General features: G+C 65.1%; 12 protein-coding genes. 2 read left to right on the top strand and 10 right to left on the bottom strand.

Going from position 1 to position 16788, the window contains the following annotated elements:
* Nucleotides 1–113 precede the first annotated feature (113 nt).
* Nucleotides 114–1439, top strand: a complete 1326-nt coding sequence (locus tag AC1DZU_RS02450; RefSeq protein ID WP_477281401.1) for a bifunctional folylpolyglutamate synthase/dihydrofolate synthase — start codon at nt 114–116, stop codon at nt 1437–1439.
* 34 nt (nt 1440–1473) lie between these two features.
* On the top strand, nt 1474–1893 hold the full coding sequence (locus AC1DZU_RS02445) for a VOC family protein (RefSeq protein ID WP_477281399.1): 420 nt from the start codon (nt 1474–1476) through the stop codon (nt 1891–1893).
* Nucleotides 1894–1922: 29 nt separating this feature from the next.
* Here AC1DZU_RS02445 and AC1DZU_RS02440 read toward each other — a convergent pair whose 3' ends face one another.
* The 10 genes from AC1DZU_RS02440 to AC1DZU_RS02395 all read right to left on the bottom strand — a co-directional run bounded on the left by AC1DZU_RS02440 (nt 1923) and on the right by AC1DZU_RS02395 (nt 16655).
* A complete protein-coding gene (locus AC1DZU_RS02440) occupies nt 1923–2204 on the bottom strand; it encodes a cupin domain-containing protein (RefSeq protein WP_095083181.1) in 282 nt (93 codons plus the stop codon).
* Between the two features lie 131 nt (nt 2205–2335).
* Nucleotides 2336–2659: a thioredoxin gene (gene trxA / locus AC1DZU_RS02435; protein WP_013891648.1), complete on the bottom strand. Its 324-nt coding sequence runs from the start codon at nt 2657–2659 to the stop codon at nt 2336–2338.
* Between the two features lie 76 nt (nt 2660–2735).
* Entirely contained in the window at nt 2736–6248 is a 3513-nt protein-coding gene (addA, locus tag AC1DZU_RS02430; RefSeq protein ID WP_477281396.1) for a double-strand break repair helicase AddA, read from the bottom strand.
* The gene (gene addB, locus AC1DZU_RS02425) at nt 6245–9379 is read right to left on the bottom strand and encodes a double-strand break repair protein AddB (protein ID WP_477281394.1); all 3135 of its coding nucleotides are present in this window, start codon (nt 9377–9379) and stop codon (nt 6245–6247) included. The genes addA and addB overlap by 4 nt, the downstream gene beginning before the upstream one ends.
* Nucleotides 9376–10104: a nucleotidyltransferase family protein gene (locus AC1DZU_RS02420; RefSeq protein ID WP_477281392.1), complete on the bottom strand. Its 729-nt coding sequence runs from the start codon at nt 10102–10104 to the stop codon at nt 9376–9378. Before AC1DZU_RS02420 ends, addB begins: the two co-directional genes overlap by 4 nt.
* Nucleotides 10101–11612, bottom strand: coding sequence for a tRNA (adenosine(37)-N6)-threonylcarbamoyltransferase complex ATPase subunit type 1 TsaE (gene tsaE / locus AC1DZU_RS02415; RefSeq protein ID WP_477281390.1), 1512 nt, complete (start codon nt 11610–11612; stop codon nt 10101–10103). The genes AC1DZU_RS02420 and tsaE overlap by 4 nt, the downstream gene beginning before the upstream one ends.
* A gap of 8 nt (nt 11613–11620) precedes the next feature.
* Nucleotides 11621–14176, bottom strand: coding sequence for a sensor histidine kinase (locus AC1DZU_RS02410; RefSeq protein WP_477281388.1), 2556 nt, complete (start codon nt 14174–14176; stop codon nt 11621–11623).
* A gap of 201 nt (nt 14177–14377) precedes the next feature.
* On the bottom strand, nt 14378–15778 hold the full coding sequence (ahcY, locus tag AC1DZU_RS02405; protein ID WP_477281386.1) for an adenosylhomocysteinase: 1401 nt from the start codon (nt 15776–15778) through the stop codon (nt 14378–14380).
* Nucleotides 15779–15960: 182 nt separating this feature from the next.
* The gene (locus AC1DZU_RS02400) at nt 15961–16257 is read right to left on the bottom strand and encodes an HPr family phosphocarrier protein (protein ID WP_477281384.1); all 297 of its coding nucleotides are present in this window, start codon (nt 16255–16257) and stop codon (nt 15961–15963) included.
* The gene (locus AC1DZU_RS02395) at nt 16254–16655 is read right to left on the bottom strand and encodes a PTS sugar transporter subunit IIA (protein ID WP_056589309.1); all 402 of its coding nucleotides are present in this window, start codon (nt 16653–16655) and stop codon (nt 16254–16256) included. Before AC1DZU_RS02395 ends, AC1DZU_RS02400 begins: the two co-directional genes overlap by 4 nt.
* Nucleotides 16656–16788 lie beyond the last annotated feature (133 nt).

Raw genomic sequence — 16788 nt, 5'->3', positions numbered from 1 at the left:
TTCTTCGCCGCGAACCGCGATTGCGCCATGTCCGTGGCGCGCTGTAGCTTTTTGATTGCCATGGCCATTGTGAAACCAATTCTGGTTCCCGGGCCATGGGCCAGGATTGCGCCATGAAAACGCTTGCCGCCGACCGCGAAATCGAAGCCCTGATGGCGCTTCACCCGAAAGGCTTCGACCTTTCGCTCGACCGCATTTCACGGTTGCTGGAGCGTCTCGACGACCCGCAGGAACGGCTGCCGCCGGTCATCCATATCGCCGGCACCAACGGCAAAGGCTCGTGCGCCGCGTTTTCACGCGCACTGCTTGAGGCGGCGGACTACCGCGTCCATGTCCACACATCGCCGCATCTGGTGAACTGGCACGAGCGTTACCGGCTGGCCGCCGATGGCGGCGGCAGGCTGGTTGACGACAGGGTGTTCGCCGATGCCATCGCCCGGGTCGCCAGGGCCAACGAAGGCGAGCATATCACCGTCTTCGAGATCCTCACCGCTGTCACCTTCCTGCTGTTTTCCGAACACCAGGCCGATGCCGCCATCATCGAGGTCGGGCTCGGCGGCCGTTTCGACGCCACCAATGTCATCAAGGAACCGGCGGTTTCAGTCGTCATGCCGGTGTCGCTCGACCACGAGGCCTATCTCGGAGACCGTGTCGAACTGATCGCCGCCGAAAAGGCAGGCATCATCAAGCGCGGCTGCCCGGTGGTCATCGGCGCGCAGGAAAGCGAGACGGCGCTGCAGGTGCTGATCGAGACCGCCGAGCGGCTCGAATGTCCGACCTTCGTCTACGGCCAGGATTTCCTCGCCTTCGAGGAGAACGGCCGCATGGTCTACCAGGACGAAGACGGTTTGATGGACCTGCCGCCGCCACGGCTGCCCGGGCGCCACCAGTTCGCCAATGCGGCGGCGGCGATCGCGGCGGTCAAGGCGGCCGGCTTCGAGATCAGCCATCGCGCCGCCGAGAAGGCAATGACCAGCGTCGCTTGGCCCGGCCGGATGCAGAAGCTGGCGCAGGGCCGGCTGGCCGAACTGGCACCGAAGGGCGCCGACATCTGGCTCGACGGCGGCCACAATCCGGGCGCCGGCGTGGTGGTCGCCGAGGCGCTGGCCGAGCAGGAAGAAAAGAACCCGCGGCCGCTCTTCCTCATCTCGGGCATGATCAACACCAAGGACCAGAGCGGCTATTTCCGCGCCTTCAAGGGCTTGGCGCGGCATGTCTACACGGTGCCGGTAAGCCTGAGCGACGCCGGCGTGCCGAACGACGAACTGGCGATCCGCGCGACGGAAGCCGGCCTGACGGCCGAACCGGTGAGTTCCGTCGCCAGCGCGCTGATGCTGCTGCGCGATACCTGGGACGGTCCGGCGCCGCGCATCCTGATCGGCGGTTCGCTTTATCTGGCCGGCGCGGTGCTCGCCGAAAACGGCACGCCCCCGACCTGAGGTCGGCATTCGGCGATCACCGCAAGGAGCAGTGATGATCAAGGTCAAGCAACTCGCTCACGTCTGCATCTTCGCCAATGATCTGGAGGCGACGCGAAGCTTCTATCGCGATGTCCTCGGTATGGACACCCAGTTCAATTTCCTGCGCGACGGCAAGATTTTCGGGTTCTACCTCGATTGCGGCGGTCGCAGCCACGTCGAGGTGTTCAGGAAAGATGAGGCCCGCTACAGTGACCTGAACCAGATCAACCACTTCTGCCTCGAAGTGGAAAGCATCGATGCAGCGATCGCCCATATCAGGTCTAAGGGCGTCGACGTCACGGCAAAGAAACTCGCCTGCGACGACACCTACCAGGCCTGGATTCGCGACCCCAACGGCGTGAAGATAGAACTGTTCGAGTATACCGAAAAAAGTGCGCAATTCGCCGGAGGCGATCGTATCGCCGACTGGTAATGGCGCCTGCCTCCCGATGGCCTTCGCGGTTACTTCAATTCGATCTCGATAAAGGCGTATTCGCCCTCATTGGCGTTGATGACGTCGTGTTCGACGCCCTCCTTGCGGAAATAGGGCGCGCCCTTCTTCATCTCGGCGAAGGATTCGCCGTCCTTGGTCAACAGCTTCACCTTGCCGTCCATCAGCGGCACGACGACATAGTCGTGGCCGTGGCGGTGCCAGCCGGTGTTGTCACCGGGCGCAAAGCGATACTCGGTGACGATGACACGCTCATTGTCGATGAAGACGGTGGCCTTGGCGGATCCGGTCATGGCGTTCTCCTTGCTTCTCGTGACAACAGAAGACATGGAGTGCGCAGGCGTGAGGGCCAGAACCACCCACCGATGACGCCAACAAAAAGCCCGGCGCGAGGCCGGGCTTGATGTCAGGAATTAGGGACGGATCAGGCGAGGCTGCCATTGATCCAGTGCGACAGCGCGGTCTTGGGTGCGGCGCCAACCTTCATGTCGGCCACTTCTCCGCCCTTGAAGATCATCAGCGTCGGGATCGAGCGCACGCCGAACTGCGCAGCGAGCTCGGGATTCTCGTCGATGTTCAGCTTGGCGATCTTCACCTTGGCGCCGAGTTCGGTGGCGATGTCTTCGAGCGCCGGAGCGATCATCTTGCACGGACCGCACCATTCCGCCCAGAAATCGACGACGACCGGTACGTTGGCGTTAAGTACATCGGCCTGGAAATTGCTCTTGTCGACCTTGACGGTGGTCATGCGGAAAAATCCTTTCGAAAGTTTTCGTCGCACCAAATGTGGTGGTGATCGCGCCCTTCTTCAAGCAGGTGTTGTGTCACGCTCCTGTGAGTCGAGCAAGGGCGTCATCCATGGCACTGGCCGGCAGTTCGATCAGCCGCGGCGCTTCGGTGAACAGCAAGGCCGCCTTCACCGCGCGTCCGGAATAAAGCGGCTGCAGCAGGGCGCGATAGAGCGCGAGTTGCAGGACGTAAGCCTGCGGGACCTCGGCCAGGGAGGCGGGTGCCGGCCGGTTGGTCTTGTAGTCGACGATAGAGACCGCGTCCGACGTCACCGCCAGCCGGTCGATCTTGCCCGAAATCGAGCGCTTTTTGCCCTTGACCTCCAGGCTGCCCATGATCGCGACCTCGGCGCGCGACGATGGCGCAAACAGCGGACCGAAGCCGGGATCGGCGAGAATGCTGGTGACTGAGGCCAGGGCGTTTTCGCGCTCGCCGGCAGACCATTGCCCTCCGATGCGGGAGAGGTAGCGTCGCGCCGCGCCCTCGCGTTCGCCCTCGGCAATGCCCGGCAACATCTGCAGCAATTTGTGCAAAGCGAGCCCGCGCAGCACGGCAAAGCCTGGCTCGGCATCGGCATCGAGTACCGGCGAAGCCTTGTCGACCACGGCTTCCTTGCCTTCGTCAATGAGCGCCGAGGCACCGGATGGCGACAGCGGACGCGGCAAATCCTCGAAAGGCGGCAAGGGCCGGAACAGGGTCGCCGGCAATGGCCCGAAACTGTGCGCCTGCAGCGCCTGCTCGCTGGAAACCAATGCGACGGGCGGCAGCTTGGTGACGTGAAACCGATGCACCGGATCGCCGCCGGCAGGATGCGGGCGCTCCACGCTCTCAGGTGCACCGATCAACGCGCGGCTGACGATCGAGTGCCAGGTGCCGGTGTTCGGCGCCCGCTTGCCGTGGTAGCCGCAGACGATCAGCCGATCCTCTGCGCGGGTCATGCCGACATAAAGCAGCCGGCGGTATTCGTCGTCGGCGAGTTCCCGTGCCCGCACCGCCGCAGCCTTGGAAAACCCATTGGCGACGTCGCTGGCCGAGCGCCAGAGATAGCCCTTGCCGTCCCAGCTCGAACCGTCGAAGGGCACCAGGCGCGGCAGATGCTGGTCGCTGAACGGCGCCGAACCGCCGTCGACCAGGAACACGACCGGCGCTTCCAGGCCCTTGGCCGCGTGCACGGTCATGACGCGAACCTCGTCGCGGGTCTGGTCCATCTCACGCTTGATCTCGGGACCGGCATTCTCCAGCGTCGACAGGAAGGCTTCCAGCCCGGGCAGGCCGGTTCGCTCCTCGGCAAGGCAGAAGCTCAGGAACTCGTCGAGAATATCGCCGGCCTCGGGACCGAGCCGCGCGATCATCTTCCTGCGCACGCCATCGCGCGCCAGCAGGCCTGCATAGAATTCGAACACCGGCTTGAAGGCGGCCTCGTTCGTCCAGATGTCGAGCTGGGAGACGACCGCCGCCAAGACCTCGCTTTCACTTGCACGCTGGCGCAGCGACGCGATCTGCGCCAGGCCAGGCGGCCTCTCCGCCGCCAGCGCAAAGAGCCCCTCCTCCGGCAGATCGAAGATCGGGCTGCGCAGGACGGCGGCGAGCGACAGATCGTCCTGCGGCTGGATGAGCAGATGGCCGAGCGCGATCAGGTCCTTGACCGCGATATGGCCGGGCAAGCTCAGCCGGTCGGCGCCGGCAACTGGAATGTCACGGCGCTTGAGCGCCCGGGTCAGCGCATGGACGAAGCGGTCGCGCTTGCGCACCAGCACCAGCACGTCGCCCGGCCGCAGCCGCTTGCCACGGCCTTCGATCATCTCGCCGGTGCCAATCCAGCCGGCAATGGTGGCCGCGACATGCTCGGCAACGCGCACCGCCGGCGCATGGGCATGGTCGATGGCTTGCGTCCAGTCGTCGGGCTCGTCGACGACGTCGGCACCGACCGACGGCCAGACTTCGACATAGCCAGGCGCATCGGTGCGGATCGCCTGGTGGCGCAGCGGATCGGGATCATGGCTGATGCCGCGCCGCACGATGGGATCGGCAAAGACGCGGTCGACCGCCGTCAGAACGTCGTCGGTCGAGCGGAACGACCAGGTCAGCTTGAGGTCGGCGAAGGACGCCTCGGCATCACGCACCCGTCCCGCGAATAACAGCCGGCTGTCGGCGAACGAATCCGGGGCGGCGCCCTGAAAGGAATAGATCGACTGCTTTTCGTCACCGACGGCAAAGATCGTGCGATGCACCCTGTCGCGGGCGCCGAAGCCGGCAAAGAACTCTTCCGCCAGCCGCTTCACCACCTCCCATTGATCCGGGCTGGTGTCCTGCGCCTCGTCGAGCAGGATGTGGTCGATGCCCTGGTCGAGCTTGTACTGCACCCACGGGCCGGCGTCGGGCCGCGCCAGCAGATTGACCGTGCGGGTGATCAGGTCGTTGAAGTCGAGAAAGCCGCGACTGCGCTTCAGCACTTCGTAACGGGCGATCAGCCAGTCGGCTATGGTCAGCGCAGCACGCGTGCCTTCCAGCATCCGGAACAGCGCCAGCCTGTCGACCGTTTCGACGATGGCATTTGCCGTCGAGAGATAGCGTTCCGCCAGATCCGGCAGCCGGTCGACCAGGGCCTTCTTGAACGCCTTGGCCGGATCATAGGCGTCGCCATCGGTCTTGAGAAAGGCCCTCGCCAGCAGTTGCAGCCGGCGAACCGGGTCACTTTCGGCGAAAGCCTGACGCGCATAGGGCAGGATGTTGTTCAGCATCGTCCTGGCATCGGTGGCATCTGCGGCCTGGGCGAAGCCGGCAAAATAGTCGGGCAGGAAACCCGGCAACGGCCAGACCGATGCCGCTATGCCTTCGGCGGTCTGGCCCGGGCGGAAATGGAATTCATCGAACAGCGCCTGGAAACGCGTCCCGTCGCGCCCGACGGCGTCGATGAAATTGCGCAGGCCGTCGCGCTTGCGCACGATCTCGCCCAGCAAGGCATCGAGCCCGGCTTCGCCGCCACGATCGAGAATGGTGGCAAACGCCTCGGCCAGGTCCATGTCGCCGGCGGTCGTCCCGGAAATCATGTCGCGGCGCGCGGTGGCGAACAGCGACGCCTCCATCGCCGGATCGAGCATCTCGAAATGCGCCGGGATATTGGCCTCCAGCGGGAACTGGTGAAGCACCGATTCGCAAAAGGCGTGGATGGTTTGAATCTTCAGCCCGCCCGGCGTTTCCAGCGCCTCGGCAAACAGGCGCCGCGCCCGGCGCATGGTCTCAAGATCGGGCCGACGGCCTTCCAGCGTTTCGATCCTTGCCGCCAGATTCGCGTCAGCGAGCGTCGTCCACTCCGACAGTGTCGAAAAGACCCGGTTCGACATGTTGGCGGCGGCGGCGCGTGTATAGGTCAGGCACAGGATCTTCGACGGATCGGTGCCGCCCAGCAGCAGCCGGATGACGCGCTGGGCCAGCACATGGGTCTTGCCGGAGCCGGCATTGGCCGACACCCAGGCGGAATTCTGGGGGTCGGCGGCACGGGCCTGGCTGGTCGCGGTGTCGCTGGGGATGGGATAGGCCTTCTTCATGCCTCCCCTCCCTCGTCGCCGGCATCGCCGCCGGCCGACCATTCGAGCACGCGGGCAAGATGGTCGTAGTCGCCATCGGTCTCGCCTTCGCGAAACGGCAGCGCGCGCGACAGATAGCCGGTCGCCGGGTCGGCATAGTGGACCAACAGCTTTTCCAGCCGTGCCCAGGCCTCTTCGGCGAGATCGGTCGCGGTGCGCGGCTGGCGGTTGTGTTCAAGGATCGATTCCTCGAACACCTCGCCATTCGGCTTCAGCCGCACGAAGGCCAGTTGCGAGGGTTCGCGCGCGCCCAGATCCTTGAAGGCGCCCCGCCTGAGCAGCGCGCCCTCCAGCGCCAGTTGCGGTGCGAGCAGCGTGTGCGCCTGTGCCTTGGAAGGCGACGAGCCTGTCTTGTAGTCCAATATGTCAGCCATGCCACCGGCCAGCAGGTCGACGCGGTCGGCATAGCCGGACAGCGTCACGCCGGACTGGCCGACGACGGTCTTTCCGGCGCGTTCCTCGGCATGCCGCCGTGTCACCGCGTCGGCGCGCGTGCGCTCCCACTCGATGATGTTGGCGGCGAGTTTTTCGAAACGCGGCCACCACACCGCCTCGACATCGGCCGGAAGTGCGGCTTCGGCAAAGCAGGCGCGGCCGGCAGCGATGAGGCCGGCGAGCGCGTCGGCTGCGCGCGGATCGGCAACGCGCGCCGAGAACACATGCAGGATGGCGTGAAACAGCGTGCCGCGCTCGGCCGCACCGGGGTCGCGGATGACCGGATCGAGCGGCATCAGGCCGAGGATTTTTCGTGCGTAGACGGCGTAGGGATCCCGGCGCAGGGTCTCGATCTCGGTGACCGAGAAATGGCTCGGACGCACCGACAAAGGCGGCTTCGGCTGCGGCCGCGTTGCGAAATCCTGCCTTGGGCCGGTATCGAGCGCGCGTGCCCAGGCGAGCAACTCGTCGCCGCGCCGGCGCAGTTCGGCCGCCTGGTCGTTGCCTATGAATGTGAGGAGGCGCTGCAGCCACCGCGACGGCACGGCAGGCGCGTCGCCGGCACGCGCCGAGCGGGCCAGCACCACTTTCTTCGCGCCAATGGCCATCTGGAAATCATGCGCGGCAAGGCCGATGCGCCGTTCGGGCGGTTCGAGATCGATGCCGGTCTTCATTAGCCGAGACATGAAGCGGTCGCTCTCGGGCTTGCGCGGCCACACGCCCTCGTTGAGCCCGCCGATGACCAGCGTGTCCACATCCTGCAAGCGCGCTTCCAGCGCGCCCCAGATGGCGATGTTCCTGTCGGTTCCCTGTGCCGGCTTGACCGTTTCAGGCGCGATCAGCGCCGCCATCACGTCGGGCCACTCGTCTGCGGCGAAGGACAGCGTTGCAGACGCGGCGACCAGCCCGCGCAGCAATTCGGCAAGCTTCTCGCCAGCGTCACCCGCATAGAGCACGCCAAGGCCGCCATCGGCGGTGCGTCCGAGACTTTCGAGCGCCACGACGCTGGCTCCGACCAGCGCTGCAAGGTCGGCGTCCGCCTGGCCGCGAAACGCCGCGAGCGGCGCCAGCGCCTGCGTGAGACGTTCGAGCAAATTCTTCGCGGCTTCGATGGAGCGTAGGGTGAGACGGGAAAACCAGAAGGGCTGCCGGCTGCCGCCGCCAAGGCCGGTGAGACGGGTTTCGAACAGTTCCGGTAGCAAAACGATGTCGGGGCGGCCGGTGCCGCCGCGCAGCGCCACCAGTTCGACCAGCTCCGCCGCGTGGCGCACATCAGCCCGTTCGAGGCCAAGGCCGAGCAGCGGATGCTTGAGCAGCGACAGCAGGCCAACGGGATCGCCTGGCCGGAAAATCGCCTCGAGCGCCAGCCCGAGCAGGCTGGCCGCCGGGGTGTTGGCGAGCGGCGTGCCACCGGAATCGTCGGCAACGACGCCGAACCGCAGGAGTTCGACCGAGACGCGCCGCGCCAGCGCGCGGTCACCGGTGACGAGAGCCGCCCTTTGGCTGGGTTGTTCGACCGCCCGCTTGAGGGCGACGGCGATGGCGACGGCTTCATCGCGTTCGCTGGCGGCTTCGAGCAGCGTCACGCCGGCAAAGGCCCCGGCAATGTCCGAGGTTGAAAAGCCGTCGCGCGTCTCGGCCCACAATTCGGTGGTTTCGGCCGGCCGCAGCGCTTCGCCGACCAGGGCGGCGCGGAGCGCGAGCCGCGGCTCGGCCGCACCGATCTCCTCGACATCGCCGCGCAGCACGCCGATCTTGCCGATCAGCCTGGCGAGACCGTATTGCGGGTGGCCGAGCACGGCCGGACGCGCGCCGGGCGCCGCTATAGCCTGGAAGGATGCTTCGTCCAGCGTGCGGTCGAGACCGGGCAGGACGATGGCGCCGCCGGGCAGGCCGGCGATCGCAGCAAGCAGTTCGGCCGTGGCCGGCATCGAGCCGGTCGAGCCCGCGGCGATGACCGGCCCGGCCGGCGGATTACGCTGCAGCCGTGCGGCTTCAGCACGGATCAGCGCACTGCGATGCGCGGCCGGGTTGGAGCGATCGCGCTCTTCGAGGAATTTCGGCCACGCATCGGTGACGATGCCGAGAAATTCGAGCGTCACTTGCCACCATCCGGCAAGGTTGCCGGTCACCAGGTCGGTGAGCTTGGCCCAATCCGTGCCTTCCGTCTCGATCTCGTCCATCAGCCGGGCGAGATCGCGCGCCAACCAGATCGCGTCGGCGGTAGAGGCCGGGATGACGATGTCCTCGGCGAAGAGCGCCGCGACATGCGCCGGCAGCCGGCGTTTCCAGGCGCGCACCAGCGGCGCCAGCAGCAACAGGCGTTCGGTTGCCGCGATCGGCGGCGCGAGGTCGATGGCGGCGGATGCCTCGGTTTCGAATGCGGCCTCATCCTCATCGAACTCACCGAGCGGACGGATGACCGGCAGGATCGCCGAACCGCCGCCGCCGCGTGCCGCCAGGCTATCGACGAAGACACCCCGCAAGGCGCGCGCGGCGCGCCGCGTCGGCACATAGATGGTGACGTCGGCCAAAGCGAGCGGGTCGCCGTCAAACCGGAACCCCGGAACAAGGCGCCCGGCAAGCAGCGCCTCGGCTAGCGTCGGCAGGAACGGCGCTCCCGAGGGAATTGAGAAAACGCGGCTTGAGCCGCTCATTTCAACTCGGCGAGCGCGCCAGACACGGCCGCTTCGGCGAGCGGAATGGCATCGGGCGTGCCGACGGTGATCCAATGACCCTGCATCGGCATGCCGAACAGCCGGCCGGCAGCAATGGCGGTGTCGAAATAGGCGTTGAGCGAGTGCGGCCCGGGCTGCGCATCCTCGAACAGGCGCGGATGGACGATCGCCGCTCCGGCATAGATCAGTCCGGCCGGATCACCTTTTGACCGCCGCAAGCCGCCATCCGGCGCCACCAGGAAATCGGTGCTGCCGCAGTGTCCGGTCGCCTGATGGAGATCCGCCAGCATCAGCAGAATATCCATTTTCGCCGCGTCCCATGCAAGGGCAAGACGGCCGAGATTGAGAGGACCCTGGTCGATCCAGAAGGTGTCAGCGTTGAGGATGTAGAAGGGTTTTCCGCCCAGCTCGGGCAGCGCCTTGACGATGCCGCCGGCGGAATCGAGCAGCTTTTCGCTCTCATCGGAGATGATGATTTTTGGCCTGCGGCGCGCCGCGACATGGGCAATGATCTGTTCGGGAAGATAGTGGACGTTGACGACGGCTTTGCCGACACCGGCGGCGGCCAGGCTGTCGAGCCCCCAGTCGAGCAAAGTCTTGCCGCCGACCTTGACCAGCGGCTTGGGAATGGTGTCGGTGATCGGGCGCATGCGCTTGCCAAGCCCGGCGGCGAGCACGATCGCAGTGTCCGGTCTTGCTGTCACAGTGCCCGCTCCTCCAGCAAACCGTTGGCGTTGTAGAACTCCCGCAGGCTGGCCAGCGCCGGATGAGACAGCGCCCGGCGCAGATAATCGCGAATGCGCGGCAGGTGCTTCAGATAATAGGGCTTGCCGTCGCGCTTTTCGAGGCGGACGAAGATGCCGAGGATCTTGGAGTTTCGCTGCGCCGCCATGATTGCGTACGATTCCAGGAAGCTTGCTTCATCAAAAGCGCCGGCTGCGTGGCGCGCCGCGACATAGGCGTCGAGCGTCTCCCTCTCGATCTCGGGCGACATCGTAACACGCGCGTCCATGGCGAGCGAGGCGACGTCATAGGCGGACGGGCCGATCAGCGCGTCCTGGAAATCCACGATGCCCAGCCGATCATGCCCGGAACGGTCGCCACGCCAGATGATGTTGGGCGAATGGAAATCACGCAGCATCAGCGTATATTCGCGGCCTTCCAGCCGGTCGAGGAGCGCGTTCCATTCCTTGTGGTAACCGGCGCGCAAGGCATCGCTAGCCGGCCTGCTTGATATCGCCGGCACGTACCAGTCGACCAGCAGATCGGCTTCGATCATCATGGCATCGCGGTCGAAAGGCGGCACGTCATGGAAGGCGCCTTGCCCCGTTGCCAGTCGCTGCGGCCAGGTCCTGCCATGCATCATGGCCAGCAGTTCGGCCGCCGCCGCATAGCGCGCGGCCACCGGTTGGCCATCGCCGTTGAGAAATCCTTCCGAACCAAGATGTTCGAGCAGCAGGAAGCCCTGATCCTGGTCCTCGGCATGGATTTCCGGAACGCTGACCCCACCCGCCTTCAAAGCCCGGTCGATGGCGACGAAGGCGGAGACCAACTGCGCGGTGTGAGCGATCTCGGCATAGGGCTTGCCGTCGCGGACCGGCGGCCCGAGCACCAGCCGCGGCGAGTTCATCAAGACCTGCGGCTTTCGGCCGGCAAGAAAGACAATCTCGTAGGAGCGGGCCGAGGCATCGCCGATGAAATGGCGGCGCCTTGCGTCGCCCCAGCCGGCAGTTTGGAGAAAGTCGCGCATGGCCAGCGATCGCGCTACGCGGTCGAAGGCGGCGCCCTCGCCCGACAGCCGGGCTAGCCGTCCCTCGCCATGCTGGACGAGTTCGATCAGAACCGAGGTTTTCGGCAGGTAGCCTTCGGCTCGTTCGGGCCATTCGACCAGAGCTGCGCCTTGCGCCAGGGCTTCGTCGAAACCAAGTTCGTCAATCTCAGCCGCCGAGGACAGGCGGTAGAGATCGAAATGATGGACAGGGATGCGGGTGTCGTAGCTCTGCACCAGCGTGAAGGTCGGGCTCGGAACATCGAGATCGGCATCGTCGGCCAAAGCCCTGATCAACGCCCGCGCCAGGGTGGATTTGCCGGCGCCGAGGTCGCCCTTGAGCGCCAGGACGTCCCCTGGTCGCAAAGACAACGCCAGATCCTCGCCCAGCAATGCTGTCTGTGTCTCGTCGGCGAGCAAACGCTCCAGGACCAGTCCCGTCATCGATCGCGCTACTCGGCCGCGGCGCGGATGCCCGGCATGTCGGGAAAGGTGCAGATGACGGTCGTGCCCTTGTCCTTGCCGGTTTCGATGCGAACGCTGCCGCCATGCAGCTCGACAAAACTCTTGACGATCGACAGGCCGAGACCGGCACCGCGCCGGCGGCCGCCATTGGCACGCGGCTCAAAACGGCGGAACACCGAATCGAGCAAATCCGGCGGCATGCCGGGGCCGTCGTCATGAACCGAGAATTCCACCCCGTCCGCCAGATGGCGGCAGGTGAGCCGGATGGTGCTGGCCTCCGGCGCATAGTTGGCGGCGTTGCTGAGCAGATTGTAGAGGATCTGGCGCACGCGGATCTCGTCGCCGTGGAACGTCTTTGGCGCCGCGGCGGCGTTGACCTCGAGCCTGATCGAATGCTCTTCCAGCCGGTCGGCCACCAGTTCGGCCGCGGCCGCGATGGTGCGATCGACATGCACCTCTGAAATGTCGAGCTGCATGATGCCGGCGTCGACCGTCGCCAGGTCGAGGATGTCGTTGACGATGGTGAGCAGGACCGAGGAGGACGAGCCGACATGCTCGACATATTCGCGCTGCTTCTGCGTCAGCGGACCGGTCGCCGGCAGCGACAGAAGTTCGGTGAAGCCGATGATGTTGGTCAGCGGCGAGCGCAATTCATAGGAGACGTGCTGGACGAATTCGTTCTTGAGCTGGTCGGATTTCTGCAGCGCCTCGTTCTTGTCCTTCAGCGCCCGCTCGACGTTGACGCTGTCGGTGACGTCGACGAAGGTCATCATCACTTGCCCGTTGGGCAGCGGGATCATGGCGTAGCTCAGCACATTGCCATTGTTGAGTTCGGTCTGGCCGTGGCGGTCGCGGCGCTCGTCATCGAAGCCGGTGATGGCGGCAACGAAGCCCGGCCAGGGACTGTCCGCCGCCTGCCGGTCGCAAAGGTCGCGGATCGTGGATACGTGCACATTGGGTTTTGCCGCGTCGCCGCTCAAGCCCCAGAGCTTGGCAAAGGCAGGGTTCGACAGTCGAAGCCTGCCATCGGGACCGAACACCGCCACGCCTTCGGCAAGATTGTCGAGCGTCTCGCCCTGCACCCGCACCGCTGTCTGGTAACGGCTTTCGAGATCCATCTTCTCGGTCAGGTTCTCGAACACCCAGGTCACGCCGCCCTTGGGCTGCGGGTTGGCGACGACGCGGATGGTCTTGCCGTCCGGCAGATGCCACCAATGTTCCTGCGATTCGACGGCGCGGTAAGCGCCGAGCAGGCCTTCCTTCCAGCGCCGCCATTCCGGCTGCTCGGCGATCTTGCCCGAGCTGCGCAGCCGGTCGAGCAGCAGGGCATTGTCGGGAGCGCTGTGCAGGAAGCCGCTGTCGAGACCCCACAGCTTCTGGAAAGCCTGGTTGAAGAACCGCAACTTCTCGTCGGTGTCGAAAATGGCGACCGCCGTGTTGAGCTGGTCGAGCGTGTCGGCGTGGCTCCTGACGGTCCGTTCGTACTCGCTGCGAACCGTCTCGATGGCGCTGGTGTCGCAGGCAAGGCCGGCCGACCCATCCGCACCGGCAAAGTCGGTGACCGCAAACACACGGCGGTCGCCTTCGATCACGGTGGAAAGCGACTGTTCGAAGACCGGATGCGTCTTGTGCTGGGCGGCAATCGCATCGCGCGCCTGGCCGCCGAGGAACTCTTTTGCCTCGCGAACCGCGGCTTCGGCACTTTCGGCTTCGACCGCATCGGCATAGGCCCGGTTGACCCACTTCAGCCGCCCATCCTCGCTGCGAAGCCATGCCGGCATGTTCAGCGCGTCGAGCAGGCCGATCATCGTGTCATGGTCGGCCGCCAGCCGCTGGTTCTCGATCTTCAGCCTGGCCTGGCTGCGCTGCGTCTCCGAGAGCGAGACGAAACGTACCAGCACGTGTGCTGCGCTCTTGCGGCCATGCACTTCGAGCGGTGCGCCGGCCTGCGATTCGATGACGAGGTCGAAGTGCTTCGCCTTTTCGCGCAATCCCGCGACGGCATGTTCGAGCGCCGCCGCCGAACGCGGCATCAGCCAGCGGCCGAAAGCAAGGAAAGCGGCCCGGTCCTCGGGGGCACCGCTTTCCACGGGCAATGTGCCGATGAGTTCGGGCTTCTTGTTTTCCGCGGCCCAGACGACCAGGCGCTGGTCGCGCAGATTGAGCAGCGCCTCCGAACGGCGCAGGGCCGCGTTGATGTCGGCGAGGCGGCTCCTGAGTTCGACATTGTCCGCCGAGGTGCGGGCTCTTTCGCGGATGAGAACGATGGCCGACAGAAGTGCCGCGCCGGTCACGCCGACAAACACGGCAAGCTGCATCACCTCGATCGCGCTGATCGACATCCCGGCCGTGGTCGCGCCAGCGGCTTCGGCATGCGCAACCGCATAGGCCAAGGGGCAGGCAAACGCGGATGTGGCAAGGAACAGTGCCGCGCGAGCACGCCATGACAGGCTTCCGCCTTGCAAGGCGGAGCCAGTAACCCCCGAATCGTCTTGGCCGCCGGAAACGGCCCGTCCCGCTCTATGCGGGTGTTGCCCCGGCATGTCTTGGTCCTCTCCGCCGCCTGAATGCAAGACCGCCCTGATGCGCGCCTCTCTCGATCCCCCTCTCGGGCCGGAAGCGTCGCGAATCACCTGACAATAAACCCTCGCCGAATCGCCGTGAAGGCTGGCGACGCGCAAAAATAAAGCCGGGCGAAAAGTCAATCGCCCGGCATCAATATCTGGTAGCAATTTTAGCTTTGGTTAATAGCGGTAGTGTTCCGGCTTGAACGGTCCCTGCTGAGTCACGCCGATATAGGCAGCTTGCTCGCCGGACAATTCGGTCAGACGGGCGCCAAGCTTGTCGAGATGCAGGCGCGCGACCTTTTCATCGAGATGCTTGGGCAGGACATAGACCTGGTTCGCGTACTGGCCGGGCTTGGTGTAGAGCTCGATCTGGGCCAGCACCTGGTTGGTGAAGGAGGCCGACATGACGAAGCTCGGGTGACCGGTGGCGTTGCCGAGATTGAGCAACCGGCCTTCCGAAAGCAGGATCATCCGCTTGCCGTCCGGGAAGGTGATCATGTCGACCTGCGGCTTGACGTTGGTCCATTTCAGGTTGCGCAACGCGGCGACCTGGATCTCGTTGTCGAAGTGACCGATGTTGCCGACGATCACCATGTCCTTCATCGAGCGCATGTGGTCGAGGGTGACGACGTCCTTGTTGCCGGTGGTGGTGATGACGATGTCAGCGGTGGGTGCCGCATCTTCCAGCGTGACGACTTCAAAACCGTCCATCGCCGCCTGCAGGGCGCAGATCGGGTCGACCTCGGTGACCTTGACGCGGGCGCCGGCGCCCTTGAGCGAAGCCGACGAGCCCTTGCCGACGTCGCCGTAGCCGCAGACGACCGCGACCTTGCCGGCCATCATGGTGTCGGTGCCGCGGCGGATGCCGTCGACCAGCGATTCCTTGCAGCCATATTTGTTGTCGAATTTCGACTTGGTGACCGAATCGTTGACGTTGATGGCGGGGAAGGGCAGCAGGCCCTTCTTCTGCAACTGGTAAAGCCGGTTGACGCCGGTGGTCGTCTCTTCCGTGACGCCGCGGATCGCTGCCTTCTGCTTGGTGAAGAAGCCGGGCGAAGCCTTCAGGCGCTTCTTGACCTGGGCGTAGAAGTATTCCTCTTCCTCGCTCTGCGGGTTGGACAGCACGTCCTCGCCGGCCTCGGCGCGGGCGCCGATCAGGATGTACATGGTGGCGTCGCCGCCATCATCGAGGATCATGTTGGAGGTGCCGCCGTCGGCCCACTGGAAGATCTTGTCGGTGTAGTCCCAATACTCCTCAAGCGACTCGCCCTTGACGGCGAACACCGGGATACCCGCCTCGGCGATGGCGGCGGCCGCATGATCCTGGGTCGAGAAAATGTTGCAGGAAGCCCAGCGAATATCGGCGCCGAGCGCCTTCAGCGTCTCGATCAGCACCGCCGTCTGGATGGTCATGTGCAGCGAACCGGTGATGCGCGCGCCCTTCAGCGGCTTCTTGTCGCCGAATTCGTCGCGGCTGGCCATCAGGCCCGGCATTTCGGTTTCGGCGATCTCGATTTCCTTGCGGCCCCAGCCGGCAAGCGAGATGTCGGCGACCACATAGTCCTTGCTACCCGTCATGGCAGTGCTCCGATGCGAATTGTTCTTGCTGCGAATTGGTTGCGGATGCGCCCACGCCGGTCGGCGCGTCGAAGGGCGCGAATTGCCGGTCTGACTAGCAGATCGGGGCTTGGACGACAATGGGATATAAAGAAATCTTTATCCCTGCATGTCCATCGGACATGCTTTGGCGATGTAGAGGATCAGCTTTCCTCGCCGAAACGGGACGCCACCAGTTGCTCCAGCGCGTCGATGACCTGCAGCGCTTCCCGCCCGCTGGCGGTGACACGGATCGAGTAGCCCGGGCTTGCCGCCAGCATCATCAGGCCCATGATCGAGGTGCCGCCGACCTTGACGCCGTCCTTCTCGACATGCACCGAGGCGTCGAAGCCGCTCGCTAGCTGGACGAATTTCGCCGAGGCGCGCGCGTGCAGGCCACGCTGGTTGATGATGGGAAAGTCCCGGACGATCTGATCTTCTTCCGGGGACAGCGCGTTCATTTGCTGCTCAAAAGCTGGCTGGCGACGTTGATGTATTTGCGGCCGGCGGCCTGCGCCTCGTCAAGTGCGGCCGCCATGTTGTCGCCCTTGCGGATCGAGGAGAGCTTGATCAGCATCGGCAGGTTCATGCCGGCGATCACCTCGGTGCGGCCGGACTCCATCACCGAAATGGCAAGGTTGGAGGGCGTGCCGCCGAACATGTCGGTCAGCACGATGACGCCCGTCCCGGTGTCGACACGGGCGACGGCGTCGACGATGTCGCGGCGACGCTGCTCCATATCGTCATCGGCGCCGATCGCCACGGTTTCGAAATTGTCTTGTGGCCCGACGACATGTTCCACGGCATGTCGGAACTCGGCGGCCAGTTGACCGTGCGTTACAAGCACGAGTCCGATCATTCTTTGGTGGCTCCCGTCATCGCCGCTTCACAGGCGCATATTATGCTCGCCAGCCATTCCAGGCGGCGGGAGCGCTATCTTGTCGACGCGCGGCCGGTTGACAAGCCCCAAATTGCGCCGGCCCATGCCATTT

The organism is Mesorhizobium sp. P2_A12, from assembly GCF_056405075.1.
Note: the sequence above shows the minus strand (reverse complement) of the source record. Positions and strands in the feature narration are given on the sequence as shown.